The 21571-nt window shown below is 59.3% G+C and carries 16 protein-coding genes; 9 read left to right on the forward strand and 7 right to left on the reverse strand.

The features are described 5' to 3' along the window. From AC07V4_RS20075 to AC07V4_RS20095, 5 genes are all read right to left on the reverse strand, one after another. Window positions 1–951, reverse strand: a complete 951-nt coding sequence (locus tag AC07V4_RS20075; protein WP_492636650.1) for an ABC transporter permease — start codon at window positions 949–951, stop codon at window positions 1–3. Next, on the reverse strand, window positions 948–2558 hold the full coding sequence (locus AC07V4_RS20080) for an ABC transporter substrate-binding protein (RefSeq protein WP_492636723.1): 1611 nt from the start codon (window positions 2556–2558) through the stop codon (window positions 948–950). Before AC07V4_RS20080 ends, AC07V4_RS20075 begins: the two co-directional genes overlap by 4 nt. Window positions 2559–2619: 61 nt before the next feature. After that, window positions 2620–5034: a TonB-dependent receptor plug domain-containing protein gene (locus AC07V4_RS20085; RefSeq protein ID WP_492636651.1), complete on the reverse strand. Its 2415-nt coding sequence runs from the start codon at window positions 5032–5034 to the stop codon at window positions 2620–2622. Between the two features lie 150 nt (window positions 5035–5184). Next, window positions 5185–5739, reverse strand: coding sequence for a sterol desaturase family protein (locus tag AC07V4_RS20090; RefSeq protein WP_492636652.1), 555 nt, complete (start codon window positions 5737–5739; stop codon window positions 5185–5187). Between the two features lie 61 nt (window positions 5740–5800). Next, window positions 5801–6715, reverse strand: coding sequence for a LysR family transcriptional regulator (locus AC07V4_RS20095; protein ID WP_492636653.1), 915 nt, complete (start codon window positions 6713–6715; stop codon window positions 5801–5803). Between the two features lie 247 nt (window positions 6716–6962). Here AC07V4_RS20095 and AC07V4_RS20100 point away from each other — a divergent pair, with 247 nt between their 5' ends. From AC07V4_RS20100 to pgm, 4 genes are all read left to right on the forward strand, one after another. Continuing rightward, on the forward strand, window positions 6963–7985 hold the full coding sequence (locus AC07V4_RS20100) for a zinc-dependent alcohol dehydrogenase family protein (RefSeq protein ID WP_492636654.1): 1023 nt from the start codon (window positions 6963–6965) through the stop codon (window positions 7983–7985). A gap of 704 nt (window positions 7986–8689) precedes the next feature. Then, window positions 8690–10108, forward strand: coding sequence for a hypothetical protein (locus AC07V4_RS20105; RefSeq protein ID WP_492636655.1), 1419 nt, complete (start codon window positions 8690–8692; stop codon window positions 10106–10108). A gap of 36 nt (window positions 10109–10144) precedes the next feature. Next, a complete protein-coding gene (locus AC07V4_RS20110) occupies window positions 10145–11551 on the forward strand; it encodes an aminotransferase-like domain-containing protein (protein WP_492636656.1) in 1407 nt (468 codons plus the stop codon). Between the two features lie 104 nt (window positions 11552–11655). Next, on the forward strand, window positions 11656–13299 hold the full coding sequence (pgm, locus tag AC07V4_RS20115) for a phosphoglucomutase (alpha-D-glucose-1,6-bisphosphate-dependent) (protein ID WP_492636657.1): 1644 nt from the start codon (window positions 11656–11658) through the stop codon (window positions 13297–13299). 289 nt (window positions 13300–13588) lie between these two features. Here the strand turns inward: pgm and AC07V4_RS20120 are convergent, their stop codons facing one another. Then, the gene (locus AC07V4_RS20120; protein ID WP_492636658.1) at window positions 13589–14284 is read right to left on the reverse strand and encodes a pirin family protein; all 696 of its coding nucleotides are present in this window, start codon (window positions 14282–14284) and stop codon (window positions 13589–13591) included. Between the two features lie 219 nt (window positions 14285–14503). Between AC07V4_RS20120 and AC07V4_RS20125 the strand changes: the two genes are divergently transcribed. Further along, window positions 14504–16951, forward strand: coding sequence for a UvrD-helicase domain-containing protein (locus AC07V4_RS20125; protein WP_492636659.1), 2448 nt, complete (start codon window positions 14504–14506; stop codon window positions 16949–16951). A 114-nt stretch (window positions 16952–17065) separates the two neighbouring features. On the opposite strand, the gene AC07V4_RS20130 is transcribed toward AC07V4_RS20125, so the two are convergent. Beyond that, complete coding sequence (locus AC07V4_RS20130) at window positions 17066–17350, reverse strand: DUF1652 domain-containing protein (protein ID WP_431753224.1); 285 nt, start codon at window positions 17348–17350, stop codon at window positions 17066–17068. A gap of 256 nt (window positions 17351–17606) precedes the next feature. Here AC07V4_RS20130 and AC07V4_RS20135 point away from each other — a divergent pair, with 256 nt between their 5' ends. From AC07V4_RS20135 to AC07V4_RS20150, 4 genes are read left to right on the forward strand one after another with little or no spacing between them, the layout of a single operon-like run. Further along, a complete protein-coding gene (locus AC07V4_RS20135) occupies window positions 17607–18416 on the forward strand; it encodes a helix-turn-helix transcriptional regulator (protein ID WP_492636660.1) in 810 nt (269 codons plus the stop codon). A 49-nt stretch (window positions 18417–18465) separates the two neighbouring features. Continuing rightward, complete coding sequence (locus tag AC07V4_RS20140) at window positions 18466–19872, forward strand: NAD(P)/FAD-dependent oxidoreductase (RefSeq protein ID WP_492636661.1); 1407 nt, start codon at window positions 18466–18468, stop codon at window positions 19870–19872. A gap of 25 nt (window positions 19873–19897) precedes the next feature. Continuing rightward, window positions 19898–20239 (forward strand): cupin domain-containing protein, encoded by a 342-nt coding sequence (locus tag AC07V4_RS20145; RefSeq protein WP_431753227.1) that lies wholly within the window; start codon window positions 19898–19900, stop codon window positions 20237–20239. Window positions 20240–20299: 60 nt separating this feature from the next. Beyond that, window positions 20300–21379: a polyamine ABC transporter substrate-binding protein gene (locus AC07V4_RS20150; RefSeq protein ID WP_431753228.1), complete on the forward strand. Its 1080-nt coding sequence runs from the start codon at window positions 20300–20302 to the stop codon at window positions 21377–21379. The last annotated feature ends 192 nt before the right edge of the window (window positions 21380–21571 follow it).

Below are 21571 nucleotides of genomic sequence, written 5' to 3' on the forward strand. Positions count from 1 at the left end.
CTAGGACACCTTTGGCGTGTGGGAGATACGCGGGTCGAGCCACGGGTAGAGCAGGTCCACCAGCAGGTTCACCAGCACAAACGCGGCCGCCGACACCGCGACAATCGCCAGCACCACGGGAATGTCCTGGCGCAGCACCGCTTCCTGGGCCAGGCGACCGATGCCGGAGCGGGCAAAGATGGTTTCCACCAGCACAGCGCCGGAAACCGTATTGCCCACCTGCAAGCCGATCAACGTAAGCACTGGTAACGCCGCATTCCTGAACCCATGGCGCGCCTGCACTTGGCTCCGGCTCAGGCCCTTGGCATAAGCGGTGGCGATGTAGCGCTCTTGCCACACGCCCTGGAAACTGCGTTGCAGGACTTGGGCGTACACCGCCGCACTGGGAATCGCCAAGGTGATCGCCGGCAGTACCAGGCTTTCAACGCCCCGGCTGCCGGTGGCAGGAAACCAGCCCAGGCCGAAAGCAAACACCTGGATCAGCAGCAGGCCCATCCAGAACACCGGCACCGAAAATCCCAGGGACGGCAGGCGGGTCAGGGCCTTTTTCAGCGGTTGCCAGCGAAGGTAGGCGGTCAAGTAGGCCAGGCCGATGCCGCCGAGCAACGACAGCACAATAGCCACTCCGGCCAGGGAAAGTGTCTGCGGCAAGCGCTCGGCGAGTAGATCGGCAACCGGACGGTTGAGCGAAAGGGACTGCCCGAAGTCGCCCTGCAGCGCCCCCAACAGCAGATTGAAATATTGCTCGAACACGCCTTTGTCCAGGCCGTAATACGCCCGTGCTTTGGCAAGGTCTTCCACTGACAGTGAATCGGCTTCCATGCCGGCGGCACTGAGCATGATCGACAACGTATCGCCGGGCAGCAGATAAAGAATGAAGTAAGTGACGCTATAGGCGCCCCATAGCACCAGGAGCGCCTGGCCGACACGGCCGATCAGGTAGCGGCTCATGGTGTACCGACCTCGATATCACCCAGCAGCGCGAAGCCCTCGGCGGTCCAGCGAAAGTTTTTCACTTTGGCTGATGTGGCGGCCTGCCAGACCCGCTCGTACACCGGAAATACCGAGCTTTCATCGATCAGCAGATCCTGCAGGTCGCCGTAGGCTGCTGCGCGTTGTGGGCCACGGGTGGCGGTGATGCCTGCATCGAACAGCGCCTTGGCTTTATCCAGCACCGCAGGTTCGTAGAGGTTGGTGGCCAGGGTCGAGCTGTTGGCGGTGCGCGGGTCAAGAATGGTTTGCAGGATGATCGGGTCGGCACGGGTCATGTAGGTGCTGGTCAGGTCGTAATTACCGGCAGAGTTGTTGGCGACCCATTCGGCACGTGTCACCATGCTGAGCTTCAGCTCGATGCCGACCTTGCGCAATTGGTCCTGGATCAGCACGTCGCCAGCGGTTTCGGCCGGGGTGAGGTTGTAGCTCAGGCTCAGGCGTTTGCCGTTTTTCTGGCGATAGCCGTCTGCGCCTTTGGCCCAGCCGGCTTGCTCCAGCAGTTGTTCGGCGCCGGTTGGGTCATAGGTCAATTTTGTCGACTGGCTTTTGAAGTAGGGCGTGGTCACATCGAAGAGGCTGTCCACCACAGGGAACTCGGCGTTGTACACGGTGCTGGCGTAGCTCTTGCGGTCGATGGATTTCTGCACGGCCAGGCGCACTTGTTTATCGGCCAGCACCCGTTCGCCTCGGGTGTTGGGGTAAAGGTTCAAGGCCGGTCCCGGCAGCGAACGGCTCTGAATGGTCGCGCCTCTGGACTGGAGCAGTTTCAGGTCCACTTCCGAGAACGGATTGCGCGGCCACAGAATGTCGGCCTTGCCTTGTAGGAACAGACCGTTGCGCACGCTTTCTTCGGGGATATAGCTGATGTCCACCGCGTCCAGATGCGCTTCGCCCTGGTTTTTCATATTGGCCGAGGCCCAGGCGTAACCTTTACGTTTGGTCAGGTGCGCACCGACTTCCGGTGTGTAGCTGGCCAGCACGAATGGCCCGGTGCCGATGATGTTGCCGAGGGAGCGCTCCTTTGCACTCAACGCGTAAGAAGCCGGTGCAAGGATCGCCAGGTTGGTGGTGGAGGTGGCCTGCAGGAAGCCCGCGTTAGGCTTGGATAGCACCAGTTTGACGGTAAGCTCATCCACCACTTCAGCGTGGTCGTAACCAGCCAGGTAGGTGGCGCCGAAAGTGGCCGGCAGCTCGGCGGCCAGGGCCTTGTCGCTGTCGAACGCGGTTTTCACCGCCTTGGCGTCAAAGCGCTCGCCGTTGCTGAAGGTGACGTTGTCGCGCAGATGGAAGGTGTAGGTCAGCGCGTCGTCACTGACCTCCCAACGGTTGGCCAGCCAGGGAATGATCTTGCCGGTGTCCGGGTCTTGGTCAGTGAGGGACTCGGCAACATTGCGCAGCAGCACCCGATGTTCCAGCCAATAGACCTGGAACGGGTCGACGCTGACCAGGGTGGTGTTGTCGCCGAAGAAGGCGATGTTCAGGGTCTTGCCGACCTGGGCGTCGTGCCCCGGTGAGCAAGCGGCCAGGCTCAATGCCAATGCGCAAGGGGCCAGTAGACGGCTCATCAAGTTGGAGGTGTTCAATGGGGTGCCCTCGTGTGGCGTTGCGGGTGCGTGCAAGTGCGGATCAGAAGTCGTAGGCCAGCTTGGTGTACCAGTAGCCGCCGCCCGGGTAGAACGGCGGGTTGCCGTAGGGCGCCAGGCCCAGGTTGCTGTAGACGGCATGCCGGTCGGGACGCACGTCGAAAATGTTGGTGCCGCCGAGGCTGACGGTGAGGTGGTCGACGAACGTGTAGCTCACGTCCAGGTCCGTTATCCATTTGGCACCGAAGCTGCGATCACCCGTGGGGTTGACGGCCAGGGTCTTGACCGCGCCGTAGCGGCTGGTTTGCAGGTTGATGACCAGGTCCTCGACCTTCCAGTTGGCCCCCAGGATCCACTTGGTCTTGGGGGTGGCGTCGGTAAGGTCGCCTTCGCGGTCGCGGCCCACCAGGGTCACACCCGAGCCGGCCAGTGCGCTCGGTGTGTCGCGAGTGCCTTCTATGGTGGTTTTGTTCCAGTTGAAGCCCAGGCTCCAGCGCACATCGCCCCAGGCATCCAGCGGCGTGGTGTGGTCGGCGACCACATCCAGGCCGCGGGTGCGGGTGTCGAAGGCATTGGTGTAGTAGTTGACCCAGGTGCCGGTGGGCACGCCTTGTGCCGCGAGGATGGCGTTGATCGCGCCGTTGCCACGGTCGTAGATATTGCTGGTCAGGGCGATGCGGTCATCGATGTCGATCAGGTAAGCATCGGCGGTGACGCTGGTGCGCGGTGCCGGTTGCCAGGTCAGGCCGAGGCCGAGGTTGCGGGATTTTTCCGGCTTGAGGTCATCGCCACCCAGGGCCTTGGCCAGGTTACTGCCGGACGGGGTCAGGCGGGTGACGGCGGGCACAACGTTGCCATTCACGTCGGTGGCTACCCGGTTGTCCGCCACGGTATAGCCGATCTGCGTCAGGGACGGCGCACGAAAACCGGTGCCCACGGTGCCGCGTACGGCCACGGTATCGGTCAACTCGTAGCGTGAGTTCACTTTCAGGCCGAAGGTGTTGCCCGAATCATCGTCGTAATGCTCAACCCGCCCGGCCACATCGAGGAACCAGCGCTCGGTCAAGTCAAAGCCCAGGTCCAGGTAGCCCGCATAGTTGTTACGGATCAGGCTGACTTCATCTTCCGGCCGGATTGTCACCGCCGCCTGCGCGCCCGAGGCAGCCGGGTAGCTGCCGGTGATGTACGCCGCCGGCTCGCCGGCGAAGGTGCTGAAATGTTCCCAACGATGCTCCAGGCCTCCCGACACCTGCACCGGCGGCGTCAAGTTGAACAGGCTGGCGTAGCGCCGGGTGAAATCCAGGTTGTTGACCCACTGCTCGAAACGGAAGGTCGCCAGGTTATCGAATTTGGTCGGTGATGCCGTGCCCAGCGACGGGTTGATATTAAGGTCGCTGGAGTGATGGACGTTGTTGCGCCCGTAGGTGGTGCTCAGGTCCCAGTTCCACTCGGCCAGTTGGCCCTTGCCCCCGAAGAGCAACTGATAGTCACGGTCTTTGATGTTGTTGAGCGGGTAGTAGCCGTTGGGGAACACCTCGGGCACGGCAGCGGTACCGGTGGGCAGGCGGAAGTAGTTGGCGGCCTCGGCATCGCGTTCGCCATAGGTGGAGAACGAATACAGTGTCAGGTCTTCCAGCGGTAGTTCGGCGTTGTAGGCCAGGTTGAAGGCCTTGAGGTCAGGATCGCCGTTCTTGATTGCCACGCGATCCCAAGCCGCCTCTTTGGCCGGATCGTTGAACGCCCTGACGCTGCTATCAGCCTTGTCATTCCACGCGGCGCTGCCACGTTTGCGAGCATCGGCCGAGAAGTGGAAAAAACCGCCGTCGCCGAGTTTGAAACCTTCGTCCCCGGCTACCTTGATGGTCTCACCCTGGCCGGAAAACAACTGGCCATAGCTGGTTTCCAGGTGCCCGCCGTTGTCGGTGGCCTTGAGGATGATATTGATCACCCCAGCCACGGCATCCGAACCGTATTGGGCGGCGGCGCTGTCTTTGAGCACCTCGATATGGTCCACCGCGCTGACCGGGATCAGGTCGATGTCCACGGCATTCGCGCCGCTGTTGTCGATAGAGCCACGCTGGCCAACAGCGCCGTTGTGTCGGCGTTTACCGTTGACGAGCACCAAGGTGTAGGCCGGCCCCAGGCTACGGTTGCTCAGGGGGCGCGTGACCGAATTGTAGCCAGCGATATTGGTGCCGAAATTGAACGAGGGCAGCAGTTTGGCAATCGCCTCCGACAGTTCGGCGCGACCGGTCTTGAGCAACTGCTCGCTGTTGATCACATCGATCGGTGCCGGGCTGTCGGCGACGCTGCGTTCCTGACCGCGCAAGCCGGTGGAAATAACGGTGACGGTGTCGAGCTTCGCATCCTCGGCGAAGGAGGGCACCGCTGCCAGCAAGAGGGAACTGGTCAGCAGTGACAGGTGGAACTTATGGGTGGGAAAGGCAATGTCTGGCATATCGAGCGAGGTCCCTTAAGCCTGGTTCAGGCTCCTGATCGTCGGAGGTACGTCCTCCACCAGGTATGGGGTCGGTCTGTGATATGAAGATATTCCTATAAAAAATCTCGGTGAAAGTCTTTTTTGGAATAAGCTAATTATCAGATATTGTTATTTTGTGATTTTAAAAGATTCATTTTTTTCATTATGTGGGGGCGAGTCAGCTCGGATGTAGCTACGAAACACGTGATCCCACAGTGGCGATGAAACCCCGAAGTTTTTCTCGATGCCTTGGCGATGGTGCAGATCGTGATTGGCCACCAACCTGGGAATGAAGGGATAGGCCCAATGCGTCGGACGATGCATCACGTAATGCACCGAGATGTAATAGAAGTACCCGGCGACGGCGCCGATAAACGCTGAGGTCAGCCCGAAGACCCAGGCGACCAGCAACAGGGCGGCGAATGCCGTGCTGGTCTTCCAGCTTGAAACGCCGATATAGGCCAGCACATCGACGTGATGGGTCCAGTGTTCGCGGCGATACCACGCGTGGAACAGAAAACGATGTGCCGAATACTCCACTAAAGTCCAGGCCAGCAGGCCCACGATGAGCTGGATAGGGTCAATGGGTGCCAGGTAGAGCGCGAAGATGATGAACAGAGGAACAGTAAAGAAATCGAGGTAGTACGCGACCGATGACATCAGCCATTTGTTCGAAGCTGCCATGCGCAGAAAGTCCTTTTAGTGCCCCATGGAAAATGCCGATGGGTGTTCCTTTCACCGGATGTTACAGGCTATCCGGATCGCCAAAAAACATCTGAATCCGCGAACGCAACCAGCGCTCTCCCGGATCATTGTCCTGAGATCCACGCCACGCCATATGCAGTTCAAAGGTGCGTACCGGCAACGGCGGGTCTTCGGCGCGCAGGCCGCCAGCGGAGGTCAGTGCTTCGGCCGCGTAATCGGGCACGGTCGCCAGAATGTCGGTGCCGGCCAGCAGTGTGCCCAGTCCATTGAACTGCGGCACGGCCAGCACGACATGGCGTTTGCGATCGAGCTTTTCCAACTCTTCATCGATAAAACCGCTGAGGTCGCCCGCGAATGACACCAGTGCGTGGGGGCGGCTGCAGAAGTCATCCAGGCTCAGGGAGCCCGGTACGCTGTCGGCACGCAGCAGTTTTGGCAGGCTGCGGCGCAATACCTTGCGCTTGGCGTTGGCTGGCAAGTCGGCGGTGTAGCTGACGCCAATGGATATTTCACCGGAGGTCAGCAGGCCAGGCATCAAGATGTAGTTGACCCGACGCACCACCAGCACGATGCCCGGGGCTTCGGCGCGCAGGCGCTTGAGCAGTTGGGGCAGCAAGGCGAATTCGACGTCATCGGAGAGGCCGATACGGAACACTGCAGTGCTGGTGGCCGGGTCGAACTCGGCGGCGCGGCTGACGGCGGTGGAAATCGAGTCCAGGGCCGGGGAGAGCAGGGCGAAGATTTCCACGGCACGGGCCGACGGCTCCATGCTGCGTCCGGTACGCACGAACAGCGGATCATCGAATAGCCCACGCAGACGCGACAAGGCCGCGCTGATGGCCGGCTGGCCAAGGAACAATTTCTCGGCGGCGCGGGTCACACTGCGCTCATGCATCAAGGTTTCGAATACGATCAAGAGGTTAAGGTCGACACGACGCAGGTCGTTACGGTTCATCTTGTGTCCTGGAAGAGTCTGCAAACTTGACGAGAGCGGCCATATAAGAAGAATGACCGGCATGAATCTTACGGGCAAAGGCTGGTACTCTGCACCGAGTAATTGCGTTTTCTTACAAGACCTGAGGTCTATTCCTCAGATGCGGAATCAATGGCAGGCATGTTGACTATTAACGGCGACCGGTGGTCTTGCCCGGAAAGCCCAGATAGAGTTCATGGCATTAGAGGTTACTTTGGCGAGGTTTGCGATGTCCCGCACGATCCGTTTTCACAAGTTTGGTCCGGCCGAGGTGCTCAAGTGCGAAGAGCATGCAGCCGCGCAGCCCGCTCCGGGCGAAGTGCAGGTGCGTGTCGATGCGATCGGCATCAGTTGGTACGACATTCTGTGGCGCCAGAACCTGGCGTCTTCCCATGCTCGTCTGCCCTCGGGCCTTGGTCATGAAATGGCCGGCGTGGTGGTTGCCCTGGGTGACGGTGTGGATGACTTGGCAGTGGGTGATAAGGTGGCCAGTTTTCCGGCCGAGAGCCCCAATGATTATCCGGTGTATGGCGAGCAGATTGTTCTGCCACGCTCGGCCTTGACCCGTTACCCCGACGTATTGAGCCCCATTGAAGCCAGCGTGCACTACACGCCGCTGTTGATTGCCTACTTTGCCTATGTGGACCTGGCGCGAGTCAAACCCGGCCAGTTCGCCTTGGTGACCGACGCTAGCCACTGCGCCGGCCCTTCGTTCGTGCAACTGGGCAAAGCCCTGGGTGTACGGGTGATTGCCGCGACCAAGGACAGTTCGGAGCGTGAGTACCTGCTGTCCCTTGGGGCTGAGAAGGTGATCGCGACTGAAGAGCAAGACTTGCTCATGCAGATCAACAAACTCACCGATAATCGCGGCGTGGATGTGGTGTTCGATGGCCTGGGTGGCCCACAGATGTCGATGCTCGGTGACGTACTGGCACCCCGTGGCAGCCTGGTGCTCTATGGCTTGCAAGGCGGCAACCAGACACCGTTCCCGGCGTGTGCAGCGTTCCAGAAGAACATTCAGTTTTTCGTGCACTGCATCGGTAATTTCACCGGCAAGCCGGAGCTGGGCATTATTCAGGACCAGGTGGCGCTGCAGCGTGCGCTGCGTGACATCAATCAACTGACCGCTGACCGGGTGCTGGTACCGTTGAAAACCACGGTGTTCCCGTTCAACCAGTTCGTCGAAGCACACCGATATATGGACGAATGCCCGTGCCGCGAGCGAGTTGCTTTGCAGGTTGCGGCTGTTTGAGCTGTAGGAGTATTCGCAAATGAGCGCGCTTGAGTCCGAGTGGATGAGGCAAATGCGCCATTTGTCAGGGCTTAACCCGCGTCAGGGTTAAGCCAATGCCGGGCGCCTCTGCCGCGTAAACAATACCTTTTCCCCTTGCGCCGCCCTGAAATACAGCGCGGCGCTGTCGTGTGGGCGCCACTAAAGTACGGTCGGTTGCTCATCTGAACTGGTTTCTGGTGTTGTTCTGTATCTGTTAATCATTATTCGAGTGCCGATAATTGTGCCTTCACCGTCATCTCAAGGATTGAGCCATGATTGAGTATATAAAACTATCGCGTCGCGCCGTCGTAACTAATTTGGTCCTGCCAGTATGTGCAAGAAGTTCACTGAGAATGCCCAGGCTTTTTTTCGGCAATCGAATGAAAGGTGTGTTTGATGTTGGTCGGACACTTCTCTAATTCGTTGATTAAAGTGGTGTAGGGCGCTGTCGGATTATTCCTAAGAGCTGGCGTTTTCGTCGTCACAAGGCCGCAGGCCGCGATTCCAGTACAGGTTTGGTCGAGCAAGGTCTTCAGGGATGCTCCGGTGTATTTGTTGCAAGGTGCTAATGTTGGTTCATCCTCATAACCCTGTAACAAGCCATAAACCTACAGATGTAATAGGTCAGGCAGTTGCTCTTGGCAGTTGCTTGAAACTGATATTCAAACTTGGGTAGTAGAGCAATGAGCGCAATTTACGAACAAGCCATGAACTATGTTTATCAGCAAGTTCTGCAACGTTTGATCGGGTACTTCACTCGCGCAGAGCGTACGGCACTTCAATTGTTGATTCAGCGAATTGTGGTGGCCGCCGGCGGTATGGAACAAGTCGGTAATTACAAGGTGCTCGTCGCTCACGGCGGCGGTGCAGTCAGCAGTTACACCCTGGCGCTGCTTCGGGCGGCGCAATTGACCATTGCCGGGCGTGCGCCCAGGACCTTTCATTTGCGGGTTGCGACCCTGCGGCATGCGGGGATGACCCAGACGACGCTGGATACCCTGCATCAGAGCTACAGCGCGTTGTTTTTCCACGATGACCCTCGCGTCGAACTGCTGCTCGTAGAGAATCAGGAAGTACTGCCGTTCAATCATCGGCGTCCGGCGTCGAGCGCGGGGCGTGCGGTCAGCCAGCGCAACATGCTGATGATCGGGCACATGACGTCAGGTGATATTCGGGCGACATTGTGCAATGACGCCTATCTGAACCTGGGGGATTTCTACCAACGGGCCACGACGTGGAATGGTGGTGTGCATGCCGTGGTCAGTGGCGACTCTGCGCGCAAGCAAAACCAATACCTGGCGTGGCTGAAAAAGACGGCCATGGCCGCGGGCGCCACCATCCCGCCCGGCAGGCCGGTATCGCTCGATGTGTTGTTTACGCGCATGCAGGAGTGGAGTACCGATTGTTATCGGGATCTCTACGGTGAACATTACCTCGCTAACGAAGGGCCGGGGCAGGGCAGCCATCGTCACTTGGCGTATATCGGAGTCGACGACCTGCTCGACGATGTGGGCGTTGACTCGGCAGCGTTGCTCACGCAGTTCCTGGGCCACAAACTAGACCCTTTTGCTTTCCACTTCAGCCATTCGGCCTACCCGAATCCAATGTTGATGGCGCATTTGCATGGGTTACAGGCGCAATGCCTGCGTGAACTTTCCTACGGGGAGGGTGTGAATGGCTTTGTCCGACAGGCGATGGACTGCATGTGCCGCCGTCAGATCCCTGAAGGGCTGATTGCCGAGGCAAGCGGTAGCGAAGGACGTGTTTTGTCAACGACCTATGCCCAGGAGTTTTTTGGCCTGGATGAAGCGCAGTTGACCTGCCTGTTGTTCTCGCCATTTATTCACCATGGCGAGCGGCTGGAGGGCTACCTGCGTCAATGCCACCCGGGCATGCTGGTGGCGCTTCCCGAGCTGCACAACGTGCTGCAAGGCAAACCCGCCGCAGATATGTTGCAGCAATGGGTAGTGGATGCCAGTGGGTTGTCACTACCGTTATTGCAACACCTGTATCGCAAGCGGCCTGTGCAGATCGAGCAGGGTACTCAGTTGCGCAACTGGCGTTTGGCCCAGGCGCATACCTCGCAGTTGTCGGGGCGTTAGCCCCGTGCACCGGCCCGTTAGCCCAGGTAAGTGGCAATGACCCTGCGAGGTGAACGACAAACGGATTTCGCTTACCAGGCGGTGTACCGCTACATGATCAATCTGATCAATGAGGTCAGTCTTGAAGCGCCGGTCAAACTGCCGTCCCTGCGGCAGTTATCGGTGCGGTTGAATGTATCGATCTCGACGATTCAGTACGCTTACTCGCTGCTGGAAAAGGAAGGGCGGGTTTATTCGGTGGCCAAGTCGGGCTATTTTGCCTGGCCGGTGGCCACCAACCTGCAGATGGCGGCGGGTTCGGACCTTCTTGAACGGTTGTATGCCGCGGCACGGCGTCCGGCAATGGCCGTACTCAGTGGTGATGAACCGGCGCTGCTGGGCGCACTCGATGGCGCCTTGCTGATGCTGGAGCGCCAACTGGTGCGCCGGTATCCGCACCAGCTCCAACCCTGGTCGCAACCCTGCGGCGTCTGGGAGCTGCGCACGGCATTGGCGGCCCGTTATACCTCGTCGCCCACACGATACTGGCAGGCTGATGACGTGTATATCGGCGCAGATTTGCAGGGCGTACTGGAAATACTGATTGATGCGCTGGGCCTTAAAGGCAGTGTGGTGGTGGTCGAATCCCCTTGTGATTACTTGATCTTGCGGCTGTTGCAGGCCGCGGGTGTGCGGGTCATCGAATGGCCTTGGCAGGCCGATGGCAGCCTGGACCTGGCGACCCTTGAACACCTGCTTCGTCACGAGCCGGTGCACCTGGTGTTGCTCTCATCGGTGGTCAGTATGCCGTCGGGCAGCGCCCTGTCTGCCGAAGAGCGTCTGCGTGTGGCGCACCTGCTGGACCACTATGGCTGCTGGTTGCTGGAGAACAACACATTCGGCGAACTGAGCTTTGCGCCGCCCCAGACGCCCCTGCGAACCCTGGTCAACCCGGAACGGTTGATCGTGTTCTCCTCGTTCGAAAAGGTACTCGGTCCGGAAGCGCCTTTCGGTTACGTTTTATCGCGCCACCTGAGCAGCGAACTGCAGCGTCAATTTCTACTGCGTTCATTCAGGTTGTCGTCGATCCGCCAGCGCGCTATCGCCCAGCTCTACCAGAGTGGGCGATTCGACCAACACCTGTTGACGCTGCGCCAGCACTTACACGAGCAAGCACAGGCCATGGGGCAGCGCCTGAATGCACGCCTGGAAGGGTGTGTGACCTATCGAATGCCTATCGCCGGGGCCAGCTTTTGGTTGCAGTCGGTAGCACCGGTGGATATGCGTCTAGTGTTCCAGCGAATGATCGCTCAACAGGTGGTAATTGGTCCGGGCGAACTGTTCAGCCTCAGCGGCCTGCACCATCAACATATGCGGCTGAGCCACACCTTCAATGGGTATCTCAACCTGGATATCACCCTGGATACTCTGGCCCAGGCATTGCGACAGGCACAGATCGGATAGCGTGTGAAAATTCTCGAGTGATTGTCGGATCGATACCGTCGCGAAGTGGTCCAACTCTCAGTAAACTGTCATTTTTTCCGAATCCTTCTTTTCGAGGTTTATGCATGACTATCAGTCCTTTTGCGGGCAAGCCGGCGCCAGCCCAGTTGCTGGTGGACATCCCGCGACTGGTCACGGCCTATTACACCGGTCAGCCTGATGCAGGAATCTCCACTCAACGCGTGGCCTTCGGTACCTCCGGGCACCGCGGCAGCTCTTTCGAGCTGAGTTTCAACGAATGGCACGTGCTTGCCATCAGCCAGGCCATCTGCCTGTACCGTGAAGCCCAGGGCATCAACGGCCCGCTGTTTGTCGGCCTGGATACCCATGCCTTGTCGACACCGGCCGGCGCCAGCGCCCTGGAAGTCCTGGCGGCCAACGGCGTACACGTGATGCTGGCCGAAGGTGACGAATACACGCCGACCCCGGCGATTTCCCACGCGATCATCTGCTACAACCGTGGCCGCACCAGTGGCCTGGCGGACGGCATCGTCATTACACCGTCCCACAACCCGCCACAAAGTGGCGGCTACAAGTACAACCCGCCCAATGGCGGCCCGGCTGACACGCATGTCACCAAGTGGATCGAAGCCAAGGCCAACGAGCTGCTGGCCAACAAACTGGCGGGGGTCAAGCGCATCACCCACGCGCAAGCGCTCAAGGTTGACACCACCCATCGCCATGACTACCTCAACAGCTACGTGGCCGACTTGATCAATGTGATCGACATGGACGCCATCCGCAGCGCCAATCTGCGTCTGGGCGTTGACCCGTTGGGCGGAGCAGGGGTGCGCTACTGGTCGGCGATTGCCGAGCACTACCGCTTGAACCTGGACGTGGTGAATACCGAAGTCGATTCCACCTTCCGCTTCATGAGCGTCGACTGGGATGGCCAGATCCGCATGGACCCGTCTTCCAGCTATGCCATGCAAGGCTTGATCGGCCTCAAGGAACGTTTCGACGTGGCCTTTGCCTGCGACCCGGACCACGACCGTCACGGCATCGTTACCCCGTCCGGTGGCTTGTTGGCGCCCAACAATTACTTGGCGGTGTCCATCGACTACCTGTTCCAGAACCGCCCCGACTGGCGCGCCGACGCGGCCGTGGGCAAGACCGTGGTCAGCAGCGGCCTGATCGATCGCGTGGCGGCACGTATTGGCCGTCGCCTGTACGAAGTGCCAGTGGGCTTCAAGTGGTTCGCCGATGGTTTGTTCGAAGGCTCGCTGGGTTTTGGCGGCGAAGAAAGCGCCGGTGCCTCGTTCCTGCGCAAGGACGGCACCGTGTGGAGTACCGACAAGGACGGTCTGATCCCAGCCTTGCTGGCTGCGGAAATGACCTCGCGCAAAGGCCAGGACCCAAGCCAGATCTACCGTGGCCTGACCGATGCCTTGGGCGAGCCGTTCGCCATTCGTGTCGACGCCAAGGCTACCCCGGCGCAGAAAGCGTTGCTGGGCAAGCTGTCGCCGGAGCAAGTCACATCCAAGCAATTGGCTGGGGAAAGCATCCAGCAGATCCTCAGCCATGCGCCGGGCAATAACCAGGCGATCGGTGGCTTGAAAGTGATGACTGAAAATGGCTGGTTCGCCGCGCGCCCATCAGGCACCGAGGACATCTACAAGATCTACGCCGAGAGCTTTATTGGCGAAGATCACCTCAAGCAGTTGGTGGAAGAGGCCCAAGTACTGGTAGACGGTGCAATCTCCCAGTAATCCAGAAAGTCAAAATGTGGGAGCGGGCTTGCCCTCGAAAGCGGTGTGACAGTGACAGATTCAGTGACTGACACTCCGCCTTCGCGGGCAAGCCCGCTCCACCTTTGATCTCTATCGCTGGCGAGTACGTGCCAGACGCGATGGTCCCCAAACACCGCCAATTTCCTGTGGGAGCTGTCGAGCTTTAGCGAGGCTGCGAAGGCGGAGACACAGGCGACCTATCCATCGGCCGTACAGCCGCTTTCGCAGACAAGCCAGCTCCCACACGTTATGAGGGCAATCCCGGGATTCAGGCCAGGTCGACCAGGACAATCTCGCTGTCCTCAATCGCCGTTACCCGCAACACCTGCTCTTGCTCAACCGCGATACCGTCTCGAGCTTGTGCGCGCAAGCCATTGACTTCAATCACACCGGTCGCCGGCACCAGATACGCACGACGCCCGCCGTCCAGCTGATACTCAGCGCTTTCCCCAGCTTTCAGGTTGGCCGCCACCAGGCGCGCATCGGCGCGAATACGCAGGCTTTCATTGTCGCCTGCCTTGCCGCTGGCCAGGGTCACAAAGCCCTCACGATCCCCTTTGGGAAACGGTTTGGCGCCCCAGGAAGGTGGCAGTCCGGCTTCGTTCGGGATAATCCAGATCTGGAAGATTTTGGTCGGCGTGGCTTCCAGGTTGTATTCGCTGTGGGCGATCCCGGTGCCGGCGCTCATGACCTGCACGTCGCCAGCCTCGGTACGGCCCTTGTTGCCCAGATTGTCGGCATGGCTGATAGCACCTTCACGCACATAGGTGATGATTTCCATGTCACGGTGCGGGTGCTGTGGGAAGCCGGTGCCCGGCGCGATGATGTCGTCGTTCCACACCCGCAGGTTACCCCAGTGCATGCGCTTGGGGTCGTGGAACTCGGCGAATGAAAAATGGTGGTGAGCATCAAGCCAGCCGTGATGGGCACCGCCTAGGGTGTTGAAAGGTCGAAGTTCAAGCATGATCGTCTCCTGTGGATGACCCCTATTTTCCGTGAGCGGATGATCGATAAAAAGCGTAAAAAGTGCCTAATTCCTATCAGTTGATTAGATTGGTTTTTAGCGTTTTGACTTTCACTTCATCGCCTAACTGCATGACCATAAAGCAATTGGCTGGAACTGAACGCCAATTCCGGCGACCATGACGCACTTGTCGAAGCTAAGCACATCGCAGGAGTCCGCGTGCCGCAACAAAAGCCCGATCTACCGCCCGAGCTGCGTCCCCTGGCAGAAATGCCCTTGCTCAAGCGCCTGGCGGCGCGTCTGTTTGGGCATGGCCTGACCCGTTTGCGCGCCCAGCATCGATTTTCCTGGTTGCATGGCCAGGCTGATGGTTTCCGCAGTGGGCATGAGGCGGGCGTGGAGTACGGCTACCGCGAAGGCAAGGCCGATGGCATTGAAGAGGGCCGGCAAGTCCTGTTGATTCGCGACTTTCGCCCGCAGGAGCATCGTGCGCCGGGAATAGACGACAGCCTCTTCGATGACTGGCGCCTGCCCCTGACCGCCGATGTGAAAAAGCGCATGAAGGCCGATGTGGCCCGCTTGCTGCCCGAGCATGCCCAGCCCAGCGCGGCGCAGTGGAAGATGATCTTCAGCGATACGCCCTCGACCTCCGTCATTGCTGGAGCAGGTGCCGGTAAATCCACCTCCCTGGTGCTGCGTATCCTGCTGTTGACCCATTACCTGGGCTTCGAACTCAGCTCGATGACAGTGGTGACGTTCACCCGCGAATCACGCAAAGACTTTATCAACAAGCTCATGCAGATTCTCAGCCTGTGGGGCCAACCCCTTGGCAGCAAAGAAGCCCAGGCCGTGGTGCGTACCTTTCATTCGCGCATTCTGCCCATGGTGCGCAGCCTGCCGGGCTTTGAGCGTCTGCAGGCCTTCGAGAACCTCAGCAGTGGTCTAGAGGAGGCCGACAGCAATCCGTTCGACCTGCGTATCAGCGACGCACAGCGTCAGCAGATGAATGCCTGCTACCACCGTTTGCAGGGGCGCCATGAGCGCTTTCGTGAACTCATCGTGCCGTTGGCGCGCCAGGGGCTGCAGCTTAAGGAGCTGGAACACGACCATCCGGATGTGCAAAAACGCATCGCAGTGACCGAGCTGGCGGCCAAGCGCGACGAAGAACTCTGCGATGTGATCGAAGACCTGTGGTTTCGTGCCGGGGCCTGGCCGATCAAGGGCATCGAACCCAGCCGCCAGACCTTTGAAATCAACGGCGCGCAATTTCATTGCCACGGCTACATCCCTGAGCTGGATGCCTGGGTCGTGTTGGGCTTCGATGCTCGGGAGAACGCCCAGATCACTCGCCCCAATGCCAAGCTTTCGGTACGCGCGGAATGGGCAGTAAAGCGTACCTTGTTTCAAGCTTTCTGCCGTAAACCTTTGATATGGCTTGATAGTTATGAGTTATCAAAGCGACTGTTAAGTAGCTTGGCAGGCGACGCAACCGCAGGTCCTGGCTTTGATTACAAGGTGAAGGGCGAACTGGCGTCGGCACCGCTGCTGGACAGTTTTGTCATGGCTGCGGGGTTCATCGAGAACCTTGGCCTGGACGTGCCGACTGCCGTAGGCCAGATGAGCTTCGCCAAGGACGACCCCGACCGGTTGTTCTTCGAAGCCTTGAGTATTTTCTGGAAAGCCCTGGAAGACCATCTGCTCGACCAGTCGCCGCCGATCATGACCTACAACCGCATGTTCTCGCTGTTCGGCGAAAACACTCCCGAGAATCTCAAGTTGCTCAGCGACCCGTTGCTGCGACCGATGTCGCACCTGATGATCGATGAGTTCCAGGATATCTCGCCGCAGATCGTGTCCTGGGTGCGCGCCAGCCTGCGCGAGATCCGCAGCCGTGGTCCGGCGATGCACGTCGGGCGTGGGGCGCAGCGCTCTTCACTATTGTGCGTGGGGGATGACTGGCAGTCGATTTACGGCTGGCGTGGCAGTTCGCCCAAGTACTTCATGGCGTTCAACACGGAGTTTCCATCACCCACCACCACCCGCGTGATGCTCGGCGAGAACTACCGCAGTCACCAGCACATCATCGACGCCGCCGAACATATTGTGCGCAGCGCCCCGGCGATTCCCGGCAAAAAGGCCAAGGCCAGCGGTACACCCAAGCCCTTGGTGCCGGTGGCTGTGCTGGAGCGTGATGAAGCGGCGCTGGGGCGTACGCTGCTGGAGCATTATCAAAGGGGTGAGTCGGTGTTGATGCTGTATCGAAAAAGTAGCGATAAGCTGCTGATTCAAGAGCATATTCAGTCGATTGTTAATGTGGATTCTAGCTTGCCACCACACGCTCGCAGGTTGAAACAGCTGACTTACCACAGCGCCAAGGGCCTGCAGGCGGATGCAGTTTTCCTACTCGGGGATTGCCAACACGTTACCAGCTCACCCTACAAGAATCAGGTTTACCGCATGGCCGGATTGGGCAAGGACGGTGACAGCGAACCCTACGACACCGCGCAAAAAGACGAAGTGCTGCGCCTCGCCTATGTCGGTATCACCCGGGCGGTCAGCCATTGTTATTGGTATGTGGAGAAGCCGGAAGGCCAAGGCGTGAACGTGCCGAGGGCATCGGAGCGGGTCGACGGCAAAAAAGCGTACTTCAATGATCAGCGCAGGTAGTTAGCCGATAAGCACATTGCCCATGTGGGAGCGGGCTTGCCCGCGAATGCGCTAGTCCTGATACAGACTCATCGACTGACACACCGCTATCCGGAGCAAGTCCTTAAATCAGGTTCAAGCGCGCAAAGACAGCGGTGGCACAAAAGACGCCAACTCATCCTCCACCGCCTCGATGATGCGTTCCACGTCGCTGGCATTCATCACGGCGGCGCAGGGGATGCCGGCGATGGCAATCAATGTCTCGCCGCTGGCACGGTCGAACAGGCGCACGATCATACTGCCAGGCGCATCCATGCTGCCTTCGAAACCCATCGGATGAAAATGCCAGCGCATAAGCTGGCAGGCGTTGGGGAACGTCACTTTGTTCATGTTGCCGTTCATGTTGCCCACCTTGTTCATTGAGCGCTTCCTTTTGCTCGCGGCAGGGGCCAAGACCTTCATTGGTCATGGTGTCGAAGACCTTCAAAATAGCATTCGTTCGCAACTGCCAGGTGAATTTTTGCGTCCCGTTCGGCGGTTGTTTTCGGACTCTTTGATATAGGTCATGTCCTACTTCAAACTGGGCAAAATGCCATTAGTGATAAGCTCCGATCAGCCATTGATTGAGCCGCTGAAGTTCGGCAATCTCAACCGTTTACCCGCCGCAGAGTCATACATGCCTGACATCGCCCCAGCCGATGATTGCCAAAACACCCACGCCACCGGTGAACTGGTGATGCGTCACCACCTGTGCTGGCGTCATCGGGACCTGGACGGGGTCATGTCCTACTACCATCCGGATATCCAGTACCACGACTTTTTCCAGAATCGCGTGGTGGGCCACGCCGAACTGCGTGAGTACCTGCAAGCCAGCATGCCTCGTGGGCCGGATGAGGCGATTGAGCACATCGACCGTATTCGCGCTGACGGTGATACGGCCTTCATCCAGTACCGCATCACCTTGCGGGGCGGCCAGGGGCTGGTGTCGTTCCGTACCAGTGAGGCGATAACCGTACGCGATGGGCTGATCTGGCGGGTCAATGAATATGCATCGCTGGTGCATGAACAACCCACCCAGGCCATGCGTCCGACTGTCAGCCGCCTGGGCTTGTCGCCCCAGCAATTGGGGCACATGGCCAACGACCTGCAGCATTACTTCCAGCAGCAACAGCCCTATCTCGATCCGGAGCTGGATTTGCAACGAGTGGCCAAGGAGTGTGGCTACAGCCGTAATCAGATTTCCTACCTGTTGAACCAGGTGCTGGGGCAAAGCTTCTACCGTTACGTCAACCAGGCGCGACTCCAGCATTTGCTGGCCGGATTGGACAAAGCGGTGCCGCCGATAAAGATCGATGACCTGGCGTTCGCTGCCGGTTTCAATTCGCTGTCGGCGTTTTACAGCGCGTTTCGCCAGCACACCGGGCACTCGCCCAAGGCCTACGTCAAGCAAATTTCTCTGCGTGCACGCGCGCAAGACAATTCATAACGGCACGCCCTAGGATCGCCCCTATCGAAACGAGGTTGGGGAGTTGGGCATGCCGGCATGGCGCAATATCAGTTTATGGATGGACCAGTTGGACGACCCGCTGTTGGCGCGGCCGGCACTGGCCCATGACCTGGACGTCAACGTGGCTATTATCGGCGCCGGCTACACCGGGCTATGGACCGCGTATTACCTGAAGCGCCAGGCGCCCGAGCTGAAAATTGCGATCATTGAAGCCCAAACGGCCGGTTTTGGTGCATCTGGCCGCAACGGCGGTTGGTTGATGGGCAACTTGCTGGGCGAAGACCGTTTGTTGGCGGGTCTCGCTGCGCAACAACGCCGTGCCTCTTTCGACTTGTTGCACGGCATCCCCGATGAAGTGGCTCAGGTGCTGGCCCGTGAAGGCATCGATTGCGACTATCGCAAAGGCGGTGTGCTGTACTGCGCCGCTCGCTACCCCGAGCAGGAAGGCAGCCTGCGCCGTTACCTGGACAAGCTCCATGCCCAGGGCCTCACTGAAGACGATTACCGCTGGCTGGACCCCCAACAGTTGGCCGAGCAGATCCGTATCGCCAAGCCCTATGGCGGTATCTATGCGCCCCATGTTGCGACTATCAACCCCGCCAAGCTGGTGCGCGGCCTGGCGCGCGTGGTGGAGAGCATGGGCGTGACGATCTACGAGAACAGCCCAGTGACCCACTGGCAGTCCGGCAGCCTGCGCACCACCCAGGCCAGCGTGCGTGCCGCCTGGGTGGTGCCGGCGGTGGAGGGTTACGCCAACACCTTGCCGCCACTGGGCCGTTATCAACTGCCGGTACAAAGCCTGATCGTCGCCACCGAACCGCTGTCCCCAGCGACCTGGGATGAAATCGGCTTGAGCCATGGCCAGGCGTTTGGCGAAAGCAGCCGTCAGGTCACCTATGGCCAGCGTTCGGCTGACAACCGCCTGGTGTTCGGTGCCCGTGGTGGCTACCAGTTTGCCGGCAAGTTACGGCACAACTTTAATCTGACCGACAGTGAGGTGGAGTTGCGTCGTTATCTGTTCGGCGAACTCTTCCCGCAGCTGAAGAAGGTGCGGATTACCCATTCCTGGGGTGGCAACCTCGGCATGTCACGCCACTTCCGACCGCACATGTTGTGTGACCACCAGACCGGCGTCGCGCTGTCCGGTGGTTATGGCGGGGAGGGCGTCGGTGCCACCAACCTGGGGGGGCGAACCTTGGCTGATCTGATCCTTGGCCTCGACACGCCGTTGACCACTCAGCCCTGGGTCATCCGCGAGCGTGGTCTGGACGCGCTCAAGGCCTGGGAGCCCGAACCCTGCCGCTGGTTGGGCTACAACGCGATCATTCGCAGTTTTGTCCATGAAGACCAGGTGTTGGCCAACCCCAATAGCGCGCCATGGCGGCGCAAGTTGGCCACCGGTGTGGCCGGTTTCATGGAAGGTTTCATGCATTAATCGTTTCACTCACACGGGAAAACCCATGAGCATCACTCAATTCAAAGACACGCTGAACGCCCACTTGCCGGACTCTGCACCAGTGGCCGTGCCCCTGGGCGAGCCCATTGCCGTGGCCTCGACCTTGAGCGTGGAACGCAACGACGGTGTCGAAACCGGCATCTGGGAATGCACCCCGGGCCGCTGGCGTCGGCAGATCAAGTCCCAGGAGTTTTGCCACTTTATCCAGGGGCGCTGCACCTTCACCCCCGACAGCGGTGAAGTGGTTCACATACAAGCCGGCGATGCACTGATGTTGCCAGCCAACAGTACCGGGATCTGGGACATCCAGGAGACCGTGCGCAAGACCTACGTGTTGATTCTGTAACGCTTTGATCCTTGATCGCCTGCCATAAAAACAGCCTTAAAACCGCCAGGAAATCGAACCATGAAAGCCATTGCCCTGTTGCCCTTGATGTTGGTGGCCTCTATCAGCCAGGCCGCCGAAACGGTGAAAATCTACAACTGGTCGGACTACATTGCGCCGGACACCACCAAGAACTTCCAGAAAGAGACCGGCATCGGTTTCACCTACGACGTGTACGACAGCAACGAGACCCTCGACGGTAAGTTGATGACCGGTAAATCGGGCTACGACGTGGTGTTCCCGTCCAACCACTTCATGGCCCGGCAGATCCAGGGCGGTGCGCTTAAAAAGCTCGACAAGAGCCAGTTGCCCAACTGGAAGAACCTCAACCCGGTACTGCTCAAGGCCCTGGAAAACAACGATCCGGGCAACACCCACGGTTTCCCGTACCTGTGGGGCAGCACCGGCATCGGCTACAACATCGACAAGGTCAAGGCCGTACTGGGCGACAATGCGCCGGTGGATTCCTGGGACTTGATCTTCAAGCCGGAAAACATGGCCAAGCTGCAAAAATGTGGGGTAGCGATCCTCGACAACGGCCCGGAACTGCTACCGGCTGCGCTGAACTACCTGGGCTTGCCGCACCACAGCAAGAAGCCTGAGGACTACAAAAAAGCCGAAGACCTGTTGATGAAAGTGCGACCGTATGTGGCGTACTTCCATTCCTCGAAATACACCGCCGACCTGGCCAATGGTGACATCTGCGTGGCCGTCGGCTTCTCCGGCGACATCCTGCAAGCCGAAAGCCGCGCCAAGGAAGCCAAGAACGGCGTGAACATCGGCTACAACATCCCCAAGGAAGGTGCCGCGATCTGGTTCGACATGGTTGCCATGCCCGCCGATGCGCCTGACGAAAAAGCCGGCTACGCGTTCATGAACTACCTGTTGCGCCCGGACGTGATGGCCAGCATCACCAACTACGTGCACTACGCCAATGGCAACAGCGCAGCAGACAGTCTGGTGGACCCGGCGATCAAGGCGGACACCAAGGTGTACCCAAGCCCGGACATGATGGGCAAGCTGTTTGCGCTGGAGGCAATGCCGTTGAATATCGACCGGGTGCGTACGCGGGTGTGGAACACCATTCGTACCGGCCGATAAACTCAGCGAAGAAGCCATGTGGGAGGGGGCCAGCTCCCACATTCGTCGGTAGTATTTCCCCAATCACCACCAATCTCCTGTGGGAGCTGTCGAGCTTTAGCGAGGCTGCGAAGGCAGCGGCACAGGCGACCTATTCATCGGCCGTACCGCCGCTTTCGCAGGCAAGCCCCTCCCACATTTAGACTGAGCAAT

This window comes from Pseudomonas sp. GW821-FHT03A09, from assembly GCF_059421065.1.